The following is a 17,858-nucleotide window of genomic DNA, read 5'->3' as shown; positions in this document are numbered from 1 at the left end:
ACCGACGACACCGCCCTGCCCACCGAACTCACCGCATAGCCTCAAAGAAGAGATCACCGAGTGGCCGTCGATACACCACTCCAACGGACATGACCTGCAGGTGGCCAGGCACTTAGCCTGTGACGCATGCATCAGCCACGAAGGCGCGACCGGCGCCCGGCTCGTCGCGCGCCATCCAGGCCGGCCCAGCGCCGGCCGTTCCGCCTCACGGTCGTGGGCGTTGATGTCGTCCTGGTCGGCTACTTCTCTGCCAAGCAGAAGAACTTCGAAACGCTGATGGCCTCGGCATCGACAGAACTGGCAGCACGCGGGGCTCGGGTCATCGTGCGGATCGTGCAACGACGAGGCGTCTCGGATGGCGGGGTCCAGAAGATGAGCCGGCCCTACTCCTCGCGGACTCTGCTGAGCTACGGCAAAGTTCGTGAGGTAGCTCAGGCCTGCGACCAGGCCAAAGCCGACGTGGTGATCTTCATCGGCGCCTTGACCGAGCGACAGCGGCGTACGCTGACGGACCTGCTTGGCCGCCCCGCTGTGAGTCTCGCCGACATCCTCGCCACCCACTGACTGCTCACGCGAAGCGGCCTTCTGGAACAGGCCCTGGTATCTCGGCGGTCGCGGAGCAGTCCCGCCAGTAGCCTGAACAGGAGCGCTCGGTCCTGCCACTCAGGCCAGGACGGCGCGCCGGGTTCGCGGGAGCCGGCGTCCGGCGCCGGCTCGTCGGAGACGTCGTGACGGGCGGTCAGCCGGTCAGCTGGGGTGATGGCCCCTGGCGTGGCTGCCCAGGACGCCGACAGCCGGAGGTTCTCTTCGGAGGGGGAACCGGGCTCGGCGGCGTTGACGGTGAGGGTGAGTCCGGGCTCGGCCGTCACCCCTGACGGGTGAGGAGACGGTGTTCCGTCCCTGCGCTCTTCGCGGAGCCGGGGTGTGGCATGGGGAGTGCGCGAGGTCACCCCTGACCGGTCAAGGGGGAGACGGGCCGCTCGAAGAAGGTCTCCAGCACTACCGTGGCCTGCGTCCCGCTGACCCCGTCGATCGCGTAGATCCGACGCAGTACGTCCTGCAGTTGTTCGGTGGTCGCGGTCCTCACCTTCACCAGCACCGACGCGCTTCCGGCGATCACGTGGGCTTCCAGGATCTCGGGGAGCGCGGCGAAGTCCTCAGCGGACTCGCCCATCCAGGAGTCCGAGCTGACCATCACGTAGGCCAGGACCGAGTTGCCCACCGCCGCCGGGTCCACCTCCGCGGTGGTGCGCCGGATCACGCCGCGCTCTCTCAGCTTCCGCACGCGTTCGTGAGCCGCTCCGGCCGACAGGCCCACGGCCTGGCCCAGCGAGGCGTAGGACTGGGTGGCGTCCTGCTGAAGCTGCGCCAGTAGGGAACGGTCAATGTGATCCACGACTCTCCATCCAGCTTGACCTTGCATTGACCATATCCCATCTTGCAATATTCGTCATGTGTCGTAGGAGATTCGGCATCTGTCCGGGTGGGAAGGATCCGCATGACCAGCGAGGGCCCTGCGCTGTACGAGATGCTCGACGACCGGTTCCGTACCGGTCGGTGCATGAACGGTGATGACCGCCTGGAGATCCTGTACAGCGGCTGCCGTTGGGCCGAGGGACCGATCTACCTGCCCGCCTGGCGGCAGGTGATCTGGAGTGACATCCCCAATGACCGGATGCTGCGTTGGGACGAGGAGACGGGCAGCGTCAACGTCTTCCGCCGCGGTGCCGGACACACCAATGGCAACACCCTGGACCGCGAGGGCCGACTGATCACCTGTGAGCAGGGCAACCGCCGGGTGACCCGGACCGAGCACGACGGCACCGTTACGGTGCTGGCCGACCGCTGGCAGGGCAAGCGCCTGAACAGCCCGAACGACGCGGCGGTCAAGTCCGACGGCTCGATCTGGTTCTCCGACCCGGATTTCGGCATCACCAGCGACTACGAGGGCCATCGCGCGCAGAGCGAGATCGGCTCCAACAACGTCTACCGCATCGATCCCGCCACCGGCGAAGTCGGGCTGGTCGCCGACTGCTTCGGCGCCCCGAACGGCCTCGTCTTCTCGGCCGACGAGCGGCAGCTCTTCGTCTCCGACACGCGGGCAGGCTTCATCCGGGTCTTCGACGTGCGCGATGACGGCACGCTGTCGGACGGCGAGATTTTCGCCGAGGCCGGGGCTCGCACGGGCGCCCGCTTCGACAACCTCCGCTTCGACGACGCCGGTCGGCTCTGGGCCGCCGCGATGGACGACGGCGTGCACTGCTACGACCCCGACGGCACGCTGATCGGGCGGCTGAACATCCCTGAGGCGGTCGCCAATATCACTTGGGGCGGTGCCAAGCGCAACCGGCTCATCATCGCCGCGCAGACCAGCCTCTACTCGGTGGTCATGGGTGTCACGGGCACGCACCCGACCGGACCGGGGCACAGGCCCTGGATGGACCGGTCACGCTGAAGCAGCCTTCCCTGCTCGTCCTCCATGTCCGCCACAGACCCGGCTTCCGTCCTGCGTTCCGCTGGCTTCTCATTCGGCAATCCGGCGTCGCCCCGCGGGTAGGGGGCGGCGGAGGCCGAGTCCTGTTCGAGGCGGGGTAGAACCCGCTGGTGTGGTTGAGCGGCCGGCGCACGGTGACGTGGTCGCTGTCGTGGATGGCGCCGGATAGGAGCCGGTTGACGCTGTCGTCCAGGCTCAGCCCGTGGTCGGTCGCCGTTTGCAGTACCACCCTGTCGGTGAACCCCTCGGTGTCGCGGCCGATGCGCAGATGGTCTGTGCTGGTCACGGGCCGTACGGCGGCCAGGTCGGCGTGGCCGGCCGCGGCGGTCGCGGTGCGGCCGTGGTCTTTGGACGAGGACGATCGCCCGGGCAGAGCCGCCCCGGTCAGTCGGCGGACGGCCCGCTGGACGGCACGGCCAGCAGCCCGGGGACGGGCCGGAGTCGGGTGATGGACTGCGGCGCGGGAGGGCGCCGCGCCATGGACGGCGGGGGCGAAAGCCGTGGCGCCGGGGCGATCACGGCTCCGGCCGCGCTCGCGGCGACGAGGAGGGCGGAGATTCGCCGGCCGCGCCGGCGTGTTCATCCTCGTGCTGAAGAAGATCCGCGTCCGTCCGCCCGCCGGTCGGCCCCACACCCGGCCGGTGCGGTCGCTGCGGACGAGGCCCACGCGTCCCGCGCCGACTGCTCCTACCTGAGCTGGTTGTGTTCATGAGAACGGACAGCAGATGTGCACCACTTCGAGAGGCACCACCGTCTGGCGCTGTTCGATTGCGGAGGCATGATCCCCCGACAGGTCGGAGGCTGAGCGCCGGCGTCTTCTGCCGGGTGATCAGAAGAGGCGTGCGCGTGTCCTGCGTGAGGTGCTCAAGATCTCGCGCAGCCATTGGCTGCGGACGGCTGGTAGCCGGACCAGGGTGTGCCAGAAAGTTCCCGGGTCGGGTCTGAAGAGGCTGCAGGGGTGCGGTGCGGGCGGATCGTCGCGTAGGACGCCGTCGGGCATGACGCCCGACGTGGGGGCGGGCAGGTGCGGCTCGGGGAAAGCCAACCACCACCACACCCCGAACGGCAGGGGCACCGGGGGTGCCGAGGCGGCAGGGCTGGGCGGAGCCCAGGTCTCGCCCGTCTGCGGATGCACCGGCACGATGAGGATGTCGACGTCCGCGTCGGGGGCGGGCAGCCCCGGTCCGGCCAGAACGGCGCGCCGCGCCGGCGGACCTGCGGTCAACAGGGTGTCGAGGACGGGTTGGAACACCTCCTCGGTCAGGCCGTCCGGGACGGTCACCGACCGGCCCTCCGACGCCGTCAGCAGATGGGCGAGCGCCCGGCCGGCCGCCGCCTCCCACTGCGGGCTCCAGGACCACCAGTGGTTCAACCCCAGCCGTGGTCCGTCCCAGGCGGTGATCGGCTCGAACGGAGGTGTGCCCTTTCCCTGCGCCGCCAGCTCCGCCCAGGAGAGCGGTGCGGCATCGGTGCCGTCGACTCGGCGGCGGCGCACCGCGTCAGGGGCGAGCCACACCGCCTGCCAGAGCGAGCAGTCGTCGATCCTGCTCGCCACGGGCAGGCCGCACGTCTCGCAGGCCACGTTGGGGCCGTCAGCCCCGTCGAGGCCGCAGCAGTAGCCAGCGCACTTCTCCGGGATGAGCACGGTGCCGCGGACATCTCCCGGCGCGATGACGATCGCGCCCGGCGCGCCGTCAGACAGGACGTGGACCGGCGCGTAGATGCCGCGCGCGGCCAGCTCGTCCGGATCGATCTCCTCCCACCTCCGCCACGGAGGCCCCGAGGGCTCCGGCTCCACGGCGAACGTGCCCGACTCCATGAGGACCGGGAGCTGAATCCCGTTCCCGTACTTCTGATGGGCGTGGACCGGCAGGACCACCTGGGACAGCGGGGCGGTCAGCTCGGTGCCGCACCCCGCACACACGAAGACGAACAAATGCCCTCCGCTTGAAAAACAGCATCGTCGCAGCTCGGCGGCGGCCGAGCCATGGTGTTTCTCGTCCGCTGCGGGGCCCGAGCGCCGCCACGACGTCGACAACGGGCTTCAGCGCGAACGGCGGCGGCCGTCCTGCGGCCACCCGGCTCTGTGAGACTTCGGCGGCCACCTCTCGGGGCACACCTCACGCAGCGTTCGAATCCGCGGTGCGTCGTGCTGCCTCCCGAAGTGGTGAACATCTGCTGTCCGTTCTCATGAACAGAGCCACTGAGCGCTACATCGAGGCGGTCATACCGGAGAAGAAGGACCAGGCCGCCGACCGCAAGAAGAAAGGCAGCCGGGGCAGCCGGCCCGTCACTTGCGACACCGATCCTCACCGCGAGCGCGACACCGTCGAGCGACTGATCAACGGCTGAAGACCTGGCGCGGCATCGTCACACGCCTCGACAAGACCCCCCGGAGCTACCGCGCCGGCCTCGAACTTCGCGCCCCGCTGCTCTGGGTCGCAGATCCCTTGCAAAAGCGGTCCATTCCCCACGACATCGCACAAGCCCCGGATGGCCGGAGTTGGGGATTTCATGTCCGCCCCCGCGGCTGACCGGTGATCGCGCTGCCTGGAAGCATCTGCGTGTCCGGATCCGGATCACCGTCCAGGCTTCAGGACTGACGGTCATTCAGCTGTTGATGAGTGCCGTCGACGACGTTCCTTCGCCGGCACCCCGGTGGAGGGACGGCGGCACGGCCCCGGTCAAGGGCGTGGCCTGGTGTCACGGTCCGCGCCCCGACGGGTCGTGACGCATCACCCCCGACCACAAGTGAGGGCTCAATTCCATGTCGTGGAGACATCGACTGGCAGTCATGGGATGCGCGGTGGCGATGCTCGCCACCGGCGCCGTCCCAGCCTCAGGGCATTCTCCGGAACCCCGCAGGGCCGTCGCAGCGAGCGCGGCCGACGTACCGGGCGGCCAGGTCCGGCAGATCACGCTGATCACCGGCGACCGGGTGGAGCTGGTCACCGGACCGGACGGCAGGCAACTGGCCGCCGTGCACCGGGCACCGGGCAGCAGCGGGCACGTGACGGCGACCGTCAAGGGTGAGATCCATGTGTACCCGTACGCCGCGCTGCCGCTGATCAAGGCCGGGAAGCTCGACAAGGAACTGTTCAATGTGACCCGGCTGGCGTCGTACGGCTACGACGACGCGCACACCAAGAAGCTGCCGCTGATCGTCACTTACGGCTCGCCGTCGGGTGTTCGCGCCAAGGGCGCGGCAAAGCTCGCCGCCAAGGCCGCCGTGCCCGAGGGCAGCCGTCGCACCCGGGTCTTCTCCGGGATCGACGGAGCGGCGCTGAGCGCGGACAAGGACCGGGTGGGCGAGTTCTGGGCATCCCTGACCGGTTCCAAGGTCCCGGCCAAGGGCGCCGCGGCCGCCGCGGACGGTCCCGCGCCGACCCGTCTGGCCTCAGGTGTCTCCAAGGTCTGGCTGGACGGCAAGGTGACGGCCGACCTGGAGCAGAGCGTGCCGCAGATCGGCGCGCCGCAGGCCTGGAAGGCGGGCTACGACGGCACGGGGGTGAAGGTCGCCGTCCTCGACACCGGCGTCGACCCGGATCACCCGGATCTGGCCGGGAAGATCATCGAGGCCCGCAACTTCAGCCCGAACCCGGATGCGGTGGACCACCACGGCCACGGCACCCATGTCGCCGGCACCATCGCAGGAAGTGGCGCCGCCTCGGACGGCCGGCGCAAGGGCGCGGCGCCGGGAGCGCAGCTCTATGTCGGCAAGGTCCTCGACAACGGCGGCTCGGGCGCTACCTCGGCGATCATCGCGGGCATGGACTGGGCCGCCCAGACCGGTGCGCCGGTGGTGAGCATGAGCCTGGGCGGTGGCGCCACGGACGGCACCGACCCCCTGTCCGCTGAGGTCGATGCCCTCACCGCGAAGTACGGCACGCTGTTCGTCATAGCCGCCGGAAACGCCGGTGGCGAGAGCACGGTGGCGTCGCCCGGTGCCGCCGACTCGGCCCTGACCGTGGGTGCGGTCAGCAAGCAGGACGCGCTGGCCCCCTTCTCCAGCCGTGGCCCGAGGCTCGGCGACTACGCCGTCAAGCCGGACCTCACCGCGCCCGGCGTCGACATCGTCGCCGCCCGGGCGGCGGGGACCCAACTCGGGGGCCGTCCGATCGTCGACGAGCACTACATCGGCCTCTCGGGCACCTCGATGGCCACCCCGCACGTCGCGGCCGCAGCCGCCATCCTCAAGCAGGCGCACCCCAACTGGAGCGCCGACCGGCTCAAGGACGCTCTCGTCGGCAGCACCAAGGCGCAGCCCGACGCGCCGTACGCCGGCGGCAGCGGACGCGTCGACGTGGCGCGTGCGATCACCCAGCGGGTGGTGGCCGACGCGGCTGTCGAGTTCGGTTCGATGAAGCCCCTGGCGCCCGGCACCACCGCGCCGCCCCTCGAGCGTACGGTGACGTACCGCAACACCGGCGACAACGACGTCACCCTCGACCTGGCGCTGGCGGCCAACGCGGCAGCGCCGTCCGGTCTGTTCAGCCTCCGCAGCCCGTCGGTGACGGTTCCCGCGGGCGGCACCGCGACGGCCACCGTCGACGCGGCTGCGGGAGCACGGCCGGCCGGGCGGTTCGGCACCCAGCTGGTGGCCACCGAGCGCGGCGGCACCGACGTGGTCCGCACCTCGGTGGCGCTGCGGATCGGCGCGCCGGACCACCAGCTGACGCTCCGCTTCCGGGACGCCCACGGCGACGTGCCGTGCTTCGTGGATCCGAACATGATCTACGACCTGAACGGGAACGTCGCCCAGCTGGGCCTGCCGGAGGACGGCGTCGTCACGATGACGCTCCCGGAGGACCGCTACGGCCTGTCCTCGGTGATCCAGACCTGCACGGCGGGCACGGTGGACGACCGCACCGAGTACACCGTCGCCGACGTGCCGGAGATCAATCTGACCAAGGACACCGAGATCACCCTGGACGCCCGCAAGGCGCACCCCGTCACGCTCCGCACCCCCCGGCCCGCTGATCCGTACGGGTCGCTGGTGACCAGCATGCGGCGGGGTTCCGGCGAGGACGTCTGGGCGTTCCAGTCCTCGGTACCGGGCCACGGCATCCGGGTCTCGGCGCTGCCCACCAAGCCGGTGACGTCGGGTGACTACCTGCTCAACCTGGGGTGGGAGGGACACGAGCCGCTGTTTCGCGCCGCGACCGCCCAGATCCCCGACCGCGGCCGAAAGCCCGGGAAGCAACTGCGACTGCACCCGCACTACGTGCTCGAGTCACCGCGCCTGGACGGCCGTCGCAGCGTGCCGCTGGTCCACGTCGGGACCGGAACCGAGGCTGATCTGCGCAAGCACGACCTGCACGGTGCGGTCGTCGTGGTGGAGGTGGACAAGCCCACCGAGGCGGTGCCGGTGGCCCGGCGCGCCCGCGAACTCGGGGCGATCGGTCTGATCGGCGTCACCCGTGCCCAGGAGATGCACCTCTACTCTTCCGAAGGTCTCCCGCTGCCGGTGATCCGGCTGACGGTCGACGAAGGCCAGGCCCTGGTCCAGATGCTGGATGGCGGGCGGGGAACGTTCTCCTTCGACGCCGTCGCCCGGGAGCGCTACACCTACTCCGGCTCGGTCCGGGCCCTGCACCAGATTCCGGACGCGCCTCTGACGGGCGTACTGACGGCGCGCAACTCCGCGCTGATCGATCGTGTCTACCACGGCGAACGCGCCTATGTCTGGACGACTCAGTTCCGGGTGCTGCGGACCCCGCTGGGCGCCCTGCTGCAGCAGGGCGACCAGTACGAGCGGCCGACGAACGCGCGGATCCAGGAATGGCACCAAGCCAACGGTGACCTCTATGAAACCAGCGTCGGCCGGCTGTTCGCAGAGGGCACCGGCCTCGACGAATCGACGCACGGGCAGTACCGCCGCCTGGCCCCCGGCGCGCATCTGCAGGAGACCTACGGCCGCAGCGTGATCAGGCCGCGGGTTCCGACCCACACCGCACCCTTCTCCATCCTGGCGGCGATCCTGGATCCCCAGCCGAAGCCGGCCGACCCGGGTGCGTACCGCCACGCCGACGAGATGGGCCTGGCCGTGTCGGCCGCCGACGACGGGGCCGGCCCGGGCCGGGAGCACCAGGGGCCCGGCATGATGGGCAAGGTCACCAGCTCGCTCTACCGCAACGGCACGAAGGTGGCGGACTACCTCGACCCGAGCATGGCGATGTACCGCGCCGCGGACCCGTCCCCGGCGGCGTACCGGTACGTCTACGACACCGACCGGGAAGGCCTGAGCTGGAGCCGGGTGGGGACCAGGACGCACACCGAGTGGTCCTTCACCTCGGGCAGCACCAAGGATGTCACGGCGCTGCCCCTGGTGCAGGTGGGCTACGAGGTGCCGGTGGACCTGAAGAACCGGGCGCCGGCGGGCAAGCGGTTCTCCTTCGATCTCACGGGCTACCAGATCGAGGCTTCGTTGCCGAGGGTCACCGCGATGAAGGCGTGGGCCTCCGTGGACGACGGCACGACCTGGAAGCCACTGGACCTGGCCAAGAAGCCCGGCGGGCGGTGGCAGGCCCGGACCGCCAACCCGGCGGGGGGTTTCGTCTCGCTGCGCGTCCTGGCCACCGACGCCGCGGGCAACTCCGTGGACCAGACAGTGATCCGCGCCTACCAGGTGGCCGGTAGCCGGCACTGACTCCGCAACAGGGGCGGGCATCCGCAGTCGCCCACCCCGGCCCGTACGGCCCTCTCTCTCGCCCACCAGCGAGAGAGAGGGCCGTACCCGTGCCTGCCGGCGGGCGCCAGGACACCTGCGCCACCGGATCCTCGCCCGGGCGGCCCCGGGGCCCGTCGCATCTCCCGTCGTGAGCGCCGGGGACGAGGAGTGCGACGCGTCCTCCGCACTGTGCCCGGCCGGCCCGGTTCTGCCCTCCTGCGCGGTGATGGCCGGATACGAGGGGTATCGGTCCTTGCCCCGCCGCAAGGCATGGCCCGACCCTGGCAGTCATGATCACCTCGAACGGCCCGGCCGGCGCAGTGCGGCGCCCGCGCACCCACCTCGTCGCGATGGTCCTCTACGACGGGGTGCAGGCGCTGGACGTCACCGGGCCGATGGACGTTCTGGCGGCCGCCAACGTCCACGGGGGCCGCTACCGGGTTGTCGCCCTGTCTCCCGGCGGCAAGGAGGTGCGGACCACGTCCGGGTTGCGGCTTGCCGCCGATGGGGTGCTTGAGGAGTGGTCCGGGCGGATCGGCACGCTGATGGTTCCCGGCAGCCCCAATTGGCGCGTGCCCGTGGAAGACCATGGGCTGCTCGGGGAGTTGACGCGGCTGGCCCGCTCGGCCGGCCGGGTGGCCTCCCTGTGCGCGGGGGCCTTCCCGCTGGCGGCCGCGGGGCTGCTGGACGGGTGCCGTGTTGCCACCCACTGGCGGCAGGCCGACCAGTTGGCCGCCCGCTTCCCGTCGGTGCACGTGGACCGCGATGCGCTGTTCATCCGTGACGGCCGGATCATCACCTCGGCGGGCGTGACGGCGGGTATCGACCTGACGCTGTCGTTGGCGGAGGAGGATCTGGGGCCCGAGGTGGCGCGGGCCGCGGCCAAGGACCTGGTGGTCTTCATGGCACGGCCGGGCGGGCAGTCCCAGTTCAGTGTCCGGCTTCGTGCGCGGTACTGCCGCAGCGCGACGGTCCGCGCGGTACTGGACGCCGTGGCGGCTGCTCCTCATGTGGATCACCGGCTGGGAGCACTGGCGGACCGGGCGGGGGTGAGCGTGCGCCACCTGACCCGGCTGATCCGTCAGGAGACCGGTACCACGGCCGCCCGGTTCGTCGAGGAGATCCGCCTGGAGGCGGCGCAGGGGATGCTGGAATCGGGCACCGACTCGTTGGATACGGTCGCCCGCAGGAGCGGATTCGGATCCGCGGAAACGCTGCGCCGCGCATTTCAACGCGAATTCGGAATTGCCCCCGGCGCCTACCGCGCGCGCTTCCGTACCACGCAGCCGGAATGCCCTCGGACGTCTTCCGGACCTGGGGGCGCGGTACCCGCGGGCCGGGTGGCGGGTGCGCTGGGTGGTGGGCCGGTCCACGGTGGGTGACCGTCTTGCCCAGCAGGTGGGGCGGACGGAGGATTTTCTCATGGACGGGCGAAGCGGGCGGATCCGGCCGCACCTGGTGGTGATGGTGCTGTTCGACTGCGTGCAGTTGCTGGACGTCACCGGGCCGCTGGAGGTGTTCGCCGCCGCCAATGACCAGGGCGCCCGCTACCGGTTGCTGACCGCCTCCTGTGGGGGGCGGGAAGTGGTGACCACGGCGGGTGCGCGGCTGGCGGCGGATGTGGCCCTGGAGGAGTTCACCGGCAGAATCGACACCCTGATCATTCCCGGCCGCCCCGACTGGCGTGTGGCGGTGTCGGATGCTCCCCTCATCGCCGGGATCGCTCGCCTGGCCGGATCCTCCCGCCGGGTGGCTTCGGTGTGCGCAGGCGCGTTCCCGCTCGCGGCCACGGGACTGCTGGACGGGCGCCGAGCGGCCACCCACTGGTGCCTGACCGGCGACCTGGCCAGGCACTTCCCTTGCATCCAGGTCGATGCCGACTCCATCTTCGTGCGCGACGGGAAGGTCATCAGCTCCGCCGGGGTCACCTCCGGTATCGATCTGGCCCTGTCGCTGGTCGAGGAGGATTTCGGGCCCGAGGTGGCGCGTGCGGCGGCGAAGTATCTGGTGGTCTTCCTGGCCCGGCCGGGCGGTCAGTCACAGTTCAGCGTCCGCCAGGCCGCCCGGCAGCCCCGCCACCAGGTGGTGCGGCAGGTGATGGACGACGTCACGGCCGACCCTGCCGCCGATCACAGTCTGGAGGCGGTGGCCGGGCGGGTCGGCGTGAGCGTGCGCCAGCTGACCCGGCTCTTCCGCACCGAGACCGGCATGACCATGACCCGCTTTGTGGAGCAGATCCGCATCGAGGCGGCGCAGGGGCTGCTCGAGACCGGCACCGACCCGCTGGACGTCGTGGCCCGCCGCTCGGGTTTCGGCTCCGAGGAGACCCTGCGCCGCGCCTTCCAGCGAGAACGCGGCGTCACCCCGGGCACGTACCGGGCGCGGTTCAGGACCACCTTCACGGTCCACTCGGCCATGGCCGACGCCCGCTGACCGCCCCCTCCTCTCCCTATGCGATGCCGCCCGGCGGCGGCTTCGGCCTGGTGGGCATGCGCGAACGCGTCACCGCCGCCGGCGGCATCCTGCACAGCGGCCCGCAACCCGACGGCGGCCTCCTCGTCCGAGCCGAACTGCCCCTGGCCCCACCCTGCGACAACGAAACGGACTGTCCTCGATGACCAGGCATCACCGTGCACGAGGACAGCCGTCGTCACCATCCGACCGCTCTTCCCCTCGCGCAAGCGAAGTTCCGGTGCACGCATACATGTTGACCCGCCAACGCGGACCACGCCGCTGCGACGAACGCCTTCGACAGGACCGGGCGGCCCGCTGTCACCCTGCTCGGCCGGTGACGCAGGAGGCCCGCGCGTTGACGCGCGGGGTCACCAGGTCACGCCACGCCGGCGGCAGGTTTCGCCGCCGGTCTTCCGGCCGTCGTCACGCGCAGTACGGCGCCCACACGCCACCCTTCCGGCTCGCGGGTCACCTCGATCGTTTCGGAGAGTGCCTCGACGATGGCCAGGCCGCGGCCGTGCTCGGCCAGTTCCCGCGGGATGACAACCCGGTGCGCTGCCAAAGGAGCTCCGGAGTCCGTCACACACATATGCAGCCAGTTCGCCTGCTGAAGGAGGCGGATGCTCATTTCCGCATGGCCGTAGCGGACGGCGTTGGCCGCCAGCTCACTGATCACCAGGGCGGCCGTGCCGAGGTCGTCCGCACCGACCCCCCACAGAGTGAGGAGGCCGGTGGCCCAGCGGCGGACGACACTCACGCTGGCAGGCTCGGTGGGCAACGCCACCACAGCTGTTCGGACAGGACCCGCCATCGGCAGCGTCGTGCGGCGTGGGGTGTCCACGGCCAAGACGGTCTCGTGAGCCGCCGGGCCGGGATGACGCGGACGGGACTGCATGGCGACCTCCGGAGTCCGATGTGCCGGTGGAGAGTCCGCCGGCACATCATGGGCAACCGGGTGCGCCGGTGTCGTCATGGCTGCGCCCCCGGACCCGTTTCCCACGTTCCTGGCCCCCGCGCAGCCCGCGCATGGGCGCAGTCCACCCCCGGATCCGCGGTCGGTGCGATGCCATGGCTCCGCGGGCCCGCGAGGGTGCGGCCCCAAGCCCCGAAGGGGGCGCGACCTACGCCGCGCTTCATCAAACCGGGTTTCGCACCGTCGTTGTTCCCGCACAGCCGGTAACCGCACGGGGTGGTGGAGGTGCCCAGGCGGCACTGGAGGAGGCGGTGGGCCGCGATCCCCAGCGACGCGCCGATCAGCGGGGCGCCCAGGTAGACCCACAGCAGCTGGGTGCCACCGGTCACCACCGCCGATGTGGCCGCCGTACCGGGTGGCGTGCATGCCGGCCGGCCCCGTGGTCCTCGGGTGTCCTGGCCGGGCCGCTCCTCACGGCGTGCCGCCGTCCAGGTGGGCTGCGGGAACGTGTCCCATCCTGCCCTGCTGGTAGTCCTCGATGGCCTGCCGGATCTCCGCCTGGGAGTTCATCACGAACGGGCCGTAGCGGGCGATCGGCTCCCGCAGCGGCACGCCGCCCAGGAGGAGCACCTCAAGTTGTCCGGTCCGGCTGTGCTGCGACGGCCCCGCCTGAACGCTGATGGCATCTCCCGCGCCGAACAACGCGAGTTGCCCCTCCTCCACGGGCCGCTTGTCCTCGCCCACGTTGCCCGATCCCTGCAGCACGTAGACCATCGCGCTGAACTGCGGATCCCATGCCGTCCGCAATTGTGCCTGCGGAAGGAGACTCGCGTGCGCGTACACGATCGGCGTGTAGGTCACGCCCGGACCGTGGTGGCCGCCGAGACCACCGGCGATCAGGCGTACCAGCGCCCCTCCGTCGTCGGAGGTCAGCAGCCGCAGCCGGTCCGCCCGGACGTCCTGGTAGCGCGGTGGCGCCCACTTGTGGGTGCGGGGCAGGTTTACCCAGAGTTGGATGCCGTGGCTGAGGCCGCCTTTGGCGAGGACCTCTTCGCTGGGGACCTCGTCGTGCAGGATGCCCGACCCTGCGGTCATCCACTGGGTGTCCCCGCCCGCTATCACGCCTCCGCCCCCGTTGGAATCGTGGTGGACCACCGTGCCGTCGATGACGTAGGTGACCGTTTCGAACCCGCGGTGAGGGTGCCAGGGCGCGCCTTTGGCCTCATGCGGCTGGTAGACGGTCTCACCGACGTGGTCGAGCAGCAAGAACGGGTCTGCGTCGGGCAACGCGGCACTCGGGAACGGACGGCGCACCAAGAAGCCGGCCCCCTCCCGCTGCTGGTGCGCGGTGACTATTCGGCGGACGGGGCGGTCGATGGCGGCGGCGTCAGGGCGGGGGAGGCGGGGGAGAACCAGGAGATCCTCGACGGTCACGGCAGGCATGGCGGGTCCTTCGCGGATACGGTGCGGACGACACCCCACGGCGACGACGATCCGCCGGGGGCGCTTGTGGTGTCCCTGCCCGGGGAAACGTGGGCAGGCAGGCCGCTCTCCAGGGGGTGCGACCGATGCCGGGCCGAAGTCGAGACGTCCGAGGCCTGCGACGTCTCCAGGGGTGTGGCGCATGGCGTCGTAGCGCCCCGGGAGGGGGTACCGCCGAATCTAACCGGCGGACACGGCACGGTCGCCGCCGGAAGCGGTCACAAATACCGCGTATCGGGACAGGGGCCTTGTGGTCCCTGTCCCTGTCGAGCAGACGCACCTGGCTGGGGCCGGCCAGTGCGTCCCGCCCCGTGTGACCGGCCTTCCGCCGGCCCCCTTGGCCTCCCTCGGGCCGCAGCCGAACGGCCTCGTGTCCGGTCCGACTTCAGAGCGGTGGCGGCGAGGAGGATCGCGGTCGCGGTCAGTTGCAGAGGCCAGTAGTGGGTGGCGGGGTGGTACTCGTGGTAAAAGCTGGTGGCGTCGAGCTTGTTGTAGACGGTGCGGCGGCACTCGGGGAAGTCGGCGTAGGGGCCGCAATCGGTGGTGAACGGGTGGCGGCTTCCGGTAGAGGTGAGGAAGCCCTGACCGACGGTGATGCCGTCGCCTGCCAGGCCGTTGCCGTCGTCCAGGTTGCAGACGCTGGTGACGGTGGGCCAGAGGCGGGGTAGGACGGCGTGGAGGGCGGCCCATATCAGGGCCACGGCGAGCGGCGCGGTGGCGAGCGCGGCGATGGAGCGTCGCCGGACCATTCCGGCGAGGGCGCCGGCAGCGAGGCCGACCAGTGCGAGGGCCACCAGGACGGGGCCGTTGGTGTAGAAGGTCGGGGTGTCGTACCAGGCCTTGACGCTGTCGATACGGCCTTGGGACGCCGACCACATCAGATGGTGGAGCAGGACCAGCAGCCCGGTCCCGGCTGCGACGGCCACGGCCGGGACGGTGAGCTTCACGGCGAGCCAGCGGGCCGGTGAGACACCCTGTGCCGAGGCGACCTTGGCGGTTCCGTTTTCCGGATCGCGGGCGGTCAGGGCCGCTCCCGCGCAGGCAGCGACCAGTACCGGGACGACGAAGGTGGCGAATGTCGCGTAGAGGTAGATGTGCTTGTACCGGATGATCGCAGCCTGGTCGTAGGAGCACGTGGGGGAGAGGCAGGCGTCGAACTGGCGCCATGCCTCGACTGACGCATCGGTGAGCGGTCCGCCCAGCCACAGCAGCAGCGCCGACAGCCCGAGGACCAGAACTGTCCACCCATACAGCGCGGGGCGGTGCAGGCGCACCAGAGTTCGCATCAACCCGGGGGAAGGGGACGCCCGGTGCGGGTCGAGGGCGGTGAGGGAGCTCCTCAAGCCGCTTCCTGGTTCTTGGTCGGGGCGGAGGAGGCGGTCGGGCCCTGTGGGGCACGCGGGTGGGCGAGGACCGGTTCCTCCATGGAGGACCGGCCGCCGGCCGGCCCCGAGGCAGGAGCCGGCCGGCAGTGCGGACGGGCGCGGTGAGCCGGCGATCAGTGGTGCGGGATGCGATGACGGCATTTCCGGCCGTTGGGCGGCTGCGTCTGCGGGGCCGGTCATCATGGGGTGGGCGCCCAGCGGGTCGTCGACCTGGCCGGCTCCGTCCACTTCGGTGACCACGTGCGGGGGCATCGGGATCCTGGTGCCCTACTCGGCGCTGCCTTGGCCATCAGCGCCCTCATCAGCCCGTGACGGGCAAGTGGGTCGAGGTCGGCCATCGGGTGTGCCGGCAACAGCAGTTCAGGCTGCGTGGCGAGCGCGAGCGCGACACGGCTTTGCTGACCACCGGACAGGGATCGGACGCGGGCCGCGGGATCGAGGCCGTCGCCGGCCGCGATCCGCTCGGAGGTGCGCCCGTCCCGGTGCCCGGGGTCGAGATCGGTCCCAGCCGCCGCGGCCGTTGGCCGCGGCGTGCAGGTCCAGCGCCTGGACGCCGTCGAAGAGGACCATCAGCACGGTGCGGCGCGGGGTGTGCCGGGGTGAGGGGTCGGGTCGTTCCACGTGCTCATGGCTGCCAGTCTCCTGGCCGGTGATCACTGGGGGCAAGGACCGGATCACCTCGTTTCGGGCCATCCGGTTTCCGCTGGTTCACTTGACGCAGAGCGTCTTCCGGGTAGCGGTGAGCCAGGTGGAGATCTGCTCGGCGTTCCACGTGTCAGGATCGGCGTTGGTGCTCAGGACGAGCTGCCGGGTGCCGTCGGCACTGGTGAAGGCGTTGGTCTGGGTGCCCAGGACCGTGCCGGTGTGGCCCCACATGGTGATACCGCAGAGCTTGAGCTTCTCGAGGCCCAGGCCGTAGCCCTTGCTGGGGTCCGCGGGGTCGACCTTGAAGGGCCCTGCCTGCTTCATCAGGGCCAGTTGCGCCTTGGGCAGCAGCCTGCCGGTGAGCAGGGCGCGGTCGAAGCGGGCCAGATCGTTGACGGTGGAGGTGATCGCGCCCGCTGCCCAGGTGGTCGAGGGGCTGATGGCGCTGGTGATGTCCTGGGTGGCGCCGCCCGGCTGGTTGATCATGTATCCGTGCGCGGCCGGCCCCTGGACCGACAGCGAGCGGACCGGCAGCCGGGTGTCGCGCAGCCCGAGCGGCTTGATGATGCGGCGGTTCAGCTCCTCCTTGTAGGAGTGGTGCGTGACCTTCTCGATGATCAGCCCGAGCAGCATGTAGTTGGTGTTGGAGTAGGAGAACTTGGTGCCGGGCGGAAACAGCGGCGCGTGGGCGTCGCCCAGTGCCACCAGTTGCCGCGGCGATCGGTAGTAGCCGGCGTCGCCGCGCAGGTAGGGGGCGGCGAAGGCCGGGTCCTGCTCGAAGGGGAAGAGGCCGCTGGTGTGGTTGAGCAGCTGGCGCACGGTGATGCCGTCGGCGTTGTGGACGATGCCGGGAAGGAACCGTGCCACGGTGTCGTCCAAGCGCAGGCGGTGCTCGGCGACGAGCTGAAGGACCACGGTGGCGGTGAAGGGCTTGGTGTTGCTGCCGATCCGCAGGTGGTCCCCAGTGGTCATCCGCCGTTTGGTGGCGAGGTCCGCGTAGCCGGCCGCGGCAGTGGCGACCCGGCCGTGGTCCCGGACCAGGGCGATGGCTCCCGGCAGGCCCGCCCCGGTCAGCTGGCGCACGGCCTGCCGGACGGCGCGGTCGGCGGCCGAGGAGTGGGGAGCCGTCGTGCGGTGGTTCGCGGCGGCAGCCGCGGTCGCATCGTGGCCGTCGGGTGCGGCGGCGAAGGCCGGGCTCCGGGGGACAGTAGGGTCGCGGCGACGGTGGCTGCACCGAGGGTGGCGGCAATCCACCCGGCACGGGTGTGCTTCGGGCGCGCCAGGGTGCTGGTGGGACTGGTCAAGGGGTTTCTCCCGGAAAGCGGAGGGGATCTCAGCCGGTTGCGGCTGATCGCTGTGGCACCAGCCTCCGTGGTCTCCGGCTCCGGGAAGTCGTCCACTCGGACCGGCTTTCCGCTCCTCCCCAGGGCGGAGGGCAGCGTACGGCTCCGCCGGTCGGACGAGCCCGGGCCGGGACGCGTGGTCTCGGTTCGCAGGCGGCTGGCCGGGGACCGGACGGTGCGGATGCTCGGACGGGCGGTCGGAAACAGCCGCCCAGCCGGGCGCGTAGCTGCGCGAAGACATTGCGGCTCATGCGGCCACCGGCAGGTCGCTTCAGTGCCTGCCGCGGCATGGCGTCGTGTGTAGTGCCGCCGTGGGGAGCGGCGACGGGTACGGGACGTGAGGGCGGCGAAAGGACGGGCCGCGAACGGTGTGGCGGGGGCGGCGCAGGCGGCTGCGAAGGGAGCGCAGACGGTAGGACGCATGGAGAGGTCCCTCGAAGGCAAAGGAGGCGGCTCAAAGGCGACGGGGCAG

The 17,858-nt window shown here is 70.9% G+C and carries 12 protein-coding genes and 2 pseudogenes; 6 read left to right on the top strand and 8 right to left on the bottom strand.

From position 1 onward, the window contains the following. The first annotated feature begins 126 nt into the window (after positions 1–126). Entirely contained in the window at positions 127–564 is a 438-nt protein-coding gene (locus AB0F62_RS26465) for a hypothetical protein (RefSeq protein WP_361804023.1), read from the top strand. Between the two features lie 206 nt (positions 565–770). Here AB0F62_RS26465 and AB0F62_RS26460 read toward each other — a convergent pair. Beyond that, positions 771–869: pseudogene (locus AB0F62_RS26460) on the bottom strand (transcriptional regulator); the annotation flags it as partial. 77 nt (positions 870–946) lie between these two features. Next, positions 947–1,396: an Lrp/AsnC family transcriptional regulator gene (locus AB0F62_RS26455; RefSeq protein WP_361804020.1), complete on the bottom strand. Its 450-nt coding sequence runs from the start codon at positions 1,394–1,396 to the stop codon at positions 947–949. A gap of 102 nt (positions 1,397–1,498) precedes the next feature. Here AB0F62_RS26455 and AB0F62_RS26450 point away from each other — a divergent pair, with 102 nt between their 5' ends. Next, the gene (locus AB0F62_RS26450) at positions 1,499–2,455 is read left to right on the top strand and encodes an SMP-30/gluconolactonase/LRE family protein (protein WP_361804017.1); all 957 of its coding nucleotides are present in this window, start codon (positions 1,499–1,501) and stop codon (positions 2,453–2,455) included. Here AB0F62_RS26450 and AB0F62_RS26445 read toward each other — a convergent pair. Together AB0F62_RS26445 and AB0F62_RS26440 are read right to left on the bottom strand one after the other, a co-directional pair. After that, positions 2,397–3,077, bottom strand: a complete 681-nt coding sequence (locus AB0F62_RS26445; protein ID WP_361804014.1) for a serine hydrolase — start codon at positions 3,075–3,077, stop codon at positions 2,397–2,399. The two genes, AB0F62_RS26450 and AB0F62_RS26445, sit on opposite strands and share 59 nt — an antisense overlap. 246 nt (positions 3,078–3,323) lie before the next feature. Beyond that, positions 3,324–4,430, bottom strand: a complete 1,107-nt coding sequence (locus AB0F62_RS26440) for a hypothetical protein (RefSeq protein WP_361804011.1) — start codon at positions 4,428–4,430, stop codon at positions 3,324–3,326. 278 nt (positions 4,431–4,708) lie between these two features. Between AB0F62_RS26440 and AB0F62_RS26435 the strand changes: the two are divergent. The 4 genes and pseudogenes from AB0F62_RS26435 to AB0F62_RS26420 form a co-directional block, all read left to right on the top strand. Beyond that, positions 4,709–4,950, top strand: a pseudogene (locus tag AB0F62_RS26435) (IS5/IS1182 family transposase); the annotation flags it as partial. 338 nt (positions 4,951–5,288) lie between these two features. Continuing rightward, positions 5,289–9,143 carry a S8 family serine peptidase gene (locus tag AB0F62_RS26430; protein WP_361804008.1) on the top strand — a complete coding sequence of 1,285 codons (3,855 nt, stop codon included), beginning with the start codon at positions 5,289–5,291 and terminating at the stop codon, positions 9,141–9,143. Between the two features lie 311 nt (positions 9,144–9,454). After that, positions 9,455–10,546 (top strand): GlxA family transcriptional regulator, encoded by a 1,092-nt coding sequence (locus AB0F62_RS26425; protein WP_361804005.1) that lies wholly within the window; start codon positions 9,455–9,457, stop codon positions 10,544–10,546. Between the two features lie 40 nt (positions 10,547–10,586). Next, positions 10,587–11,597 (top strand): DJ-1/PfpI family protein, encoded by a 1,011-nt coding sequence (locus AB0F62_RS26420; protein WP_361804002.1) that lies wholly within the window; start codon positions 10,587–10,589, stop codon positions 11,595–11,597. Positions 11,598–11,994: 397 nt separating this feature from the next. On the opposite strand, the gene AB0F62_RS26415 is transcribed toward AB0F62_RS26420, so the two are convergent. The 4 genes from AB0F62_RS26415 to AB0F62_RS26400 all read right to left on the bottom strand — a co-directional run bounded on the left by AB0F62_RS26415 (position 11,995) and on the right by AB0F62_RS26400 (position 17,126). Continuing rightward, complete coding sequence (locus tag AB0F62_RS26415) at positions 11,995–12,459, bottom strand: ATP-binding protein (RefSeq protein ID WP_361803999.1); 465 nt, start codon at positions 12,457–12,459, stop codon at positions 11,995–11,997. A 543-nt stretch (positions 12,460–13,002) separates the two neighbouring features. Next, positions 13,003–13,974, bottom strand: a complete 972-nt coding sequence (locus tag AB0F62_RS26410) for a pirin family protein (protein WP_361803996.1) — start codon at positions 13,972–13,974, stop codon at positions 13,003–13,005. Between the two features lie 257 nt (positions 13,975–14,231). Next, positions 14,232–15,356 (bottom strand): ABC transporter permease, encoded by a 1,125-nt coding sequence (locus AB0F62_RS26405; RefSeq protein ID WP_361803993.1) that lies wholly within the window; start codon positions 15,354–15,356, stop codon positions 14,232–14,234. Positions 15,357–16,106: 750 nt separating this feature from the next. Next, a complete protein-coding gene (locus AB0F62_RS26400; RefSeq protein ID WP_361803990.1) occupies positions 16,107–17,126 on the bottom strand; it encodes a serine hydrolase domain-containing protein in 1,020 nt (339 codons plus the stop codon). Between the last annotated feature and the right edge of the window lie 732 nt (positions 17,127–17,858).

The organism is Streptomyces sp. NPDC026673, assembly GCF_040638135.1.
GTDB lineage: Bacteria > Actinomycetota > Actinomycetes > Streptomycetales > Streptomycetaceae > Actinacidiphila.
The sequence above is the reverse complement of the archived record's forward strand: the minus strand, read 5'-3'. Positions and strand labels throughout refer to the sequence as shown.

Coding starts and splice junctions, on each gene's coding strand:
- AB0F62_RS26465 (WP_361804023.1), top strand. CDS start 127: ATGCATCAGCCACGAAGGCGCGACCGGCGCCCGGCTCGTCGCGCGCCA.
- AB0F62_RS26450 (WP_361804017.1), top strand. CDS start 1,499: ATGACCAGCGAGGGCCCTGCGCTGTACGAGATGCTCGACGACCGGTTC.
- AB0F62_RS26445 (WP_361804014.1), bottom strand. CDS start 3,077: ATGAACACGCCGGCGCGGCCGGCGAATCTCCGCCCTCCTCGTCGCCGC.
- AB0F62_RS26430 (WP_361804008.1), top strand. CDS start 5,289: ATGGGATGCGCGGTGGCGATGCTCGCCACCGGCGCCGTCCCAGCCTCA.
- AB0F62_RS26425 (WP_361804005.1), top strand. CDS start 9,455: ATGATCACCTCGAACGGCCCGGCCGGCGCAGTGCGGCGCCCGCGCACC.
- AB0F62_RS26420 (WP_361804002.1), top strand. CDS start 10,587: ATGGACGGGCGAAGCGGGCGGATCCGGCCGCACCTGGTGGTGATGGTG.
- AB0F62_RS26410 (WP_361803996.1), bottom strand. CDS start 13,974: ATGCCTGCCGTGACCGTCGAGGATCTCCTGGTTCTCCCCCGCCTCCCC.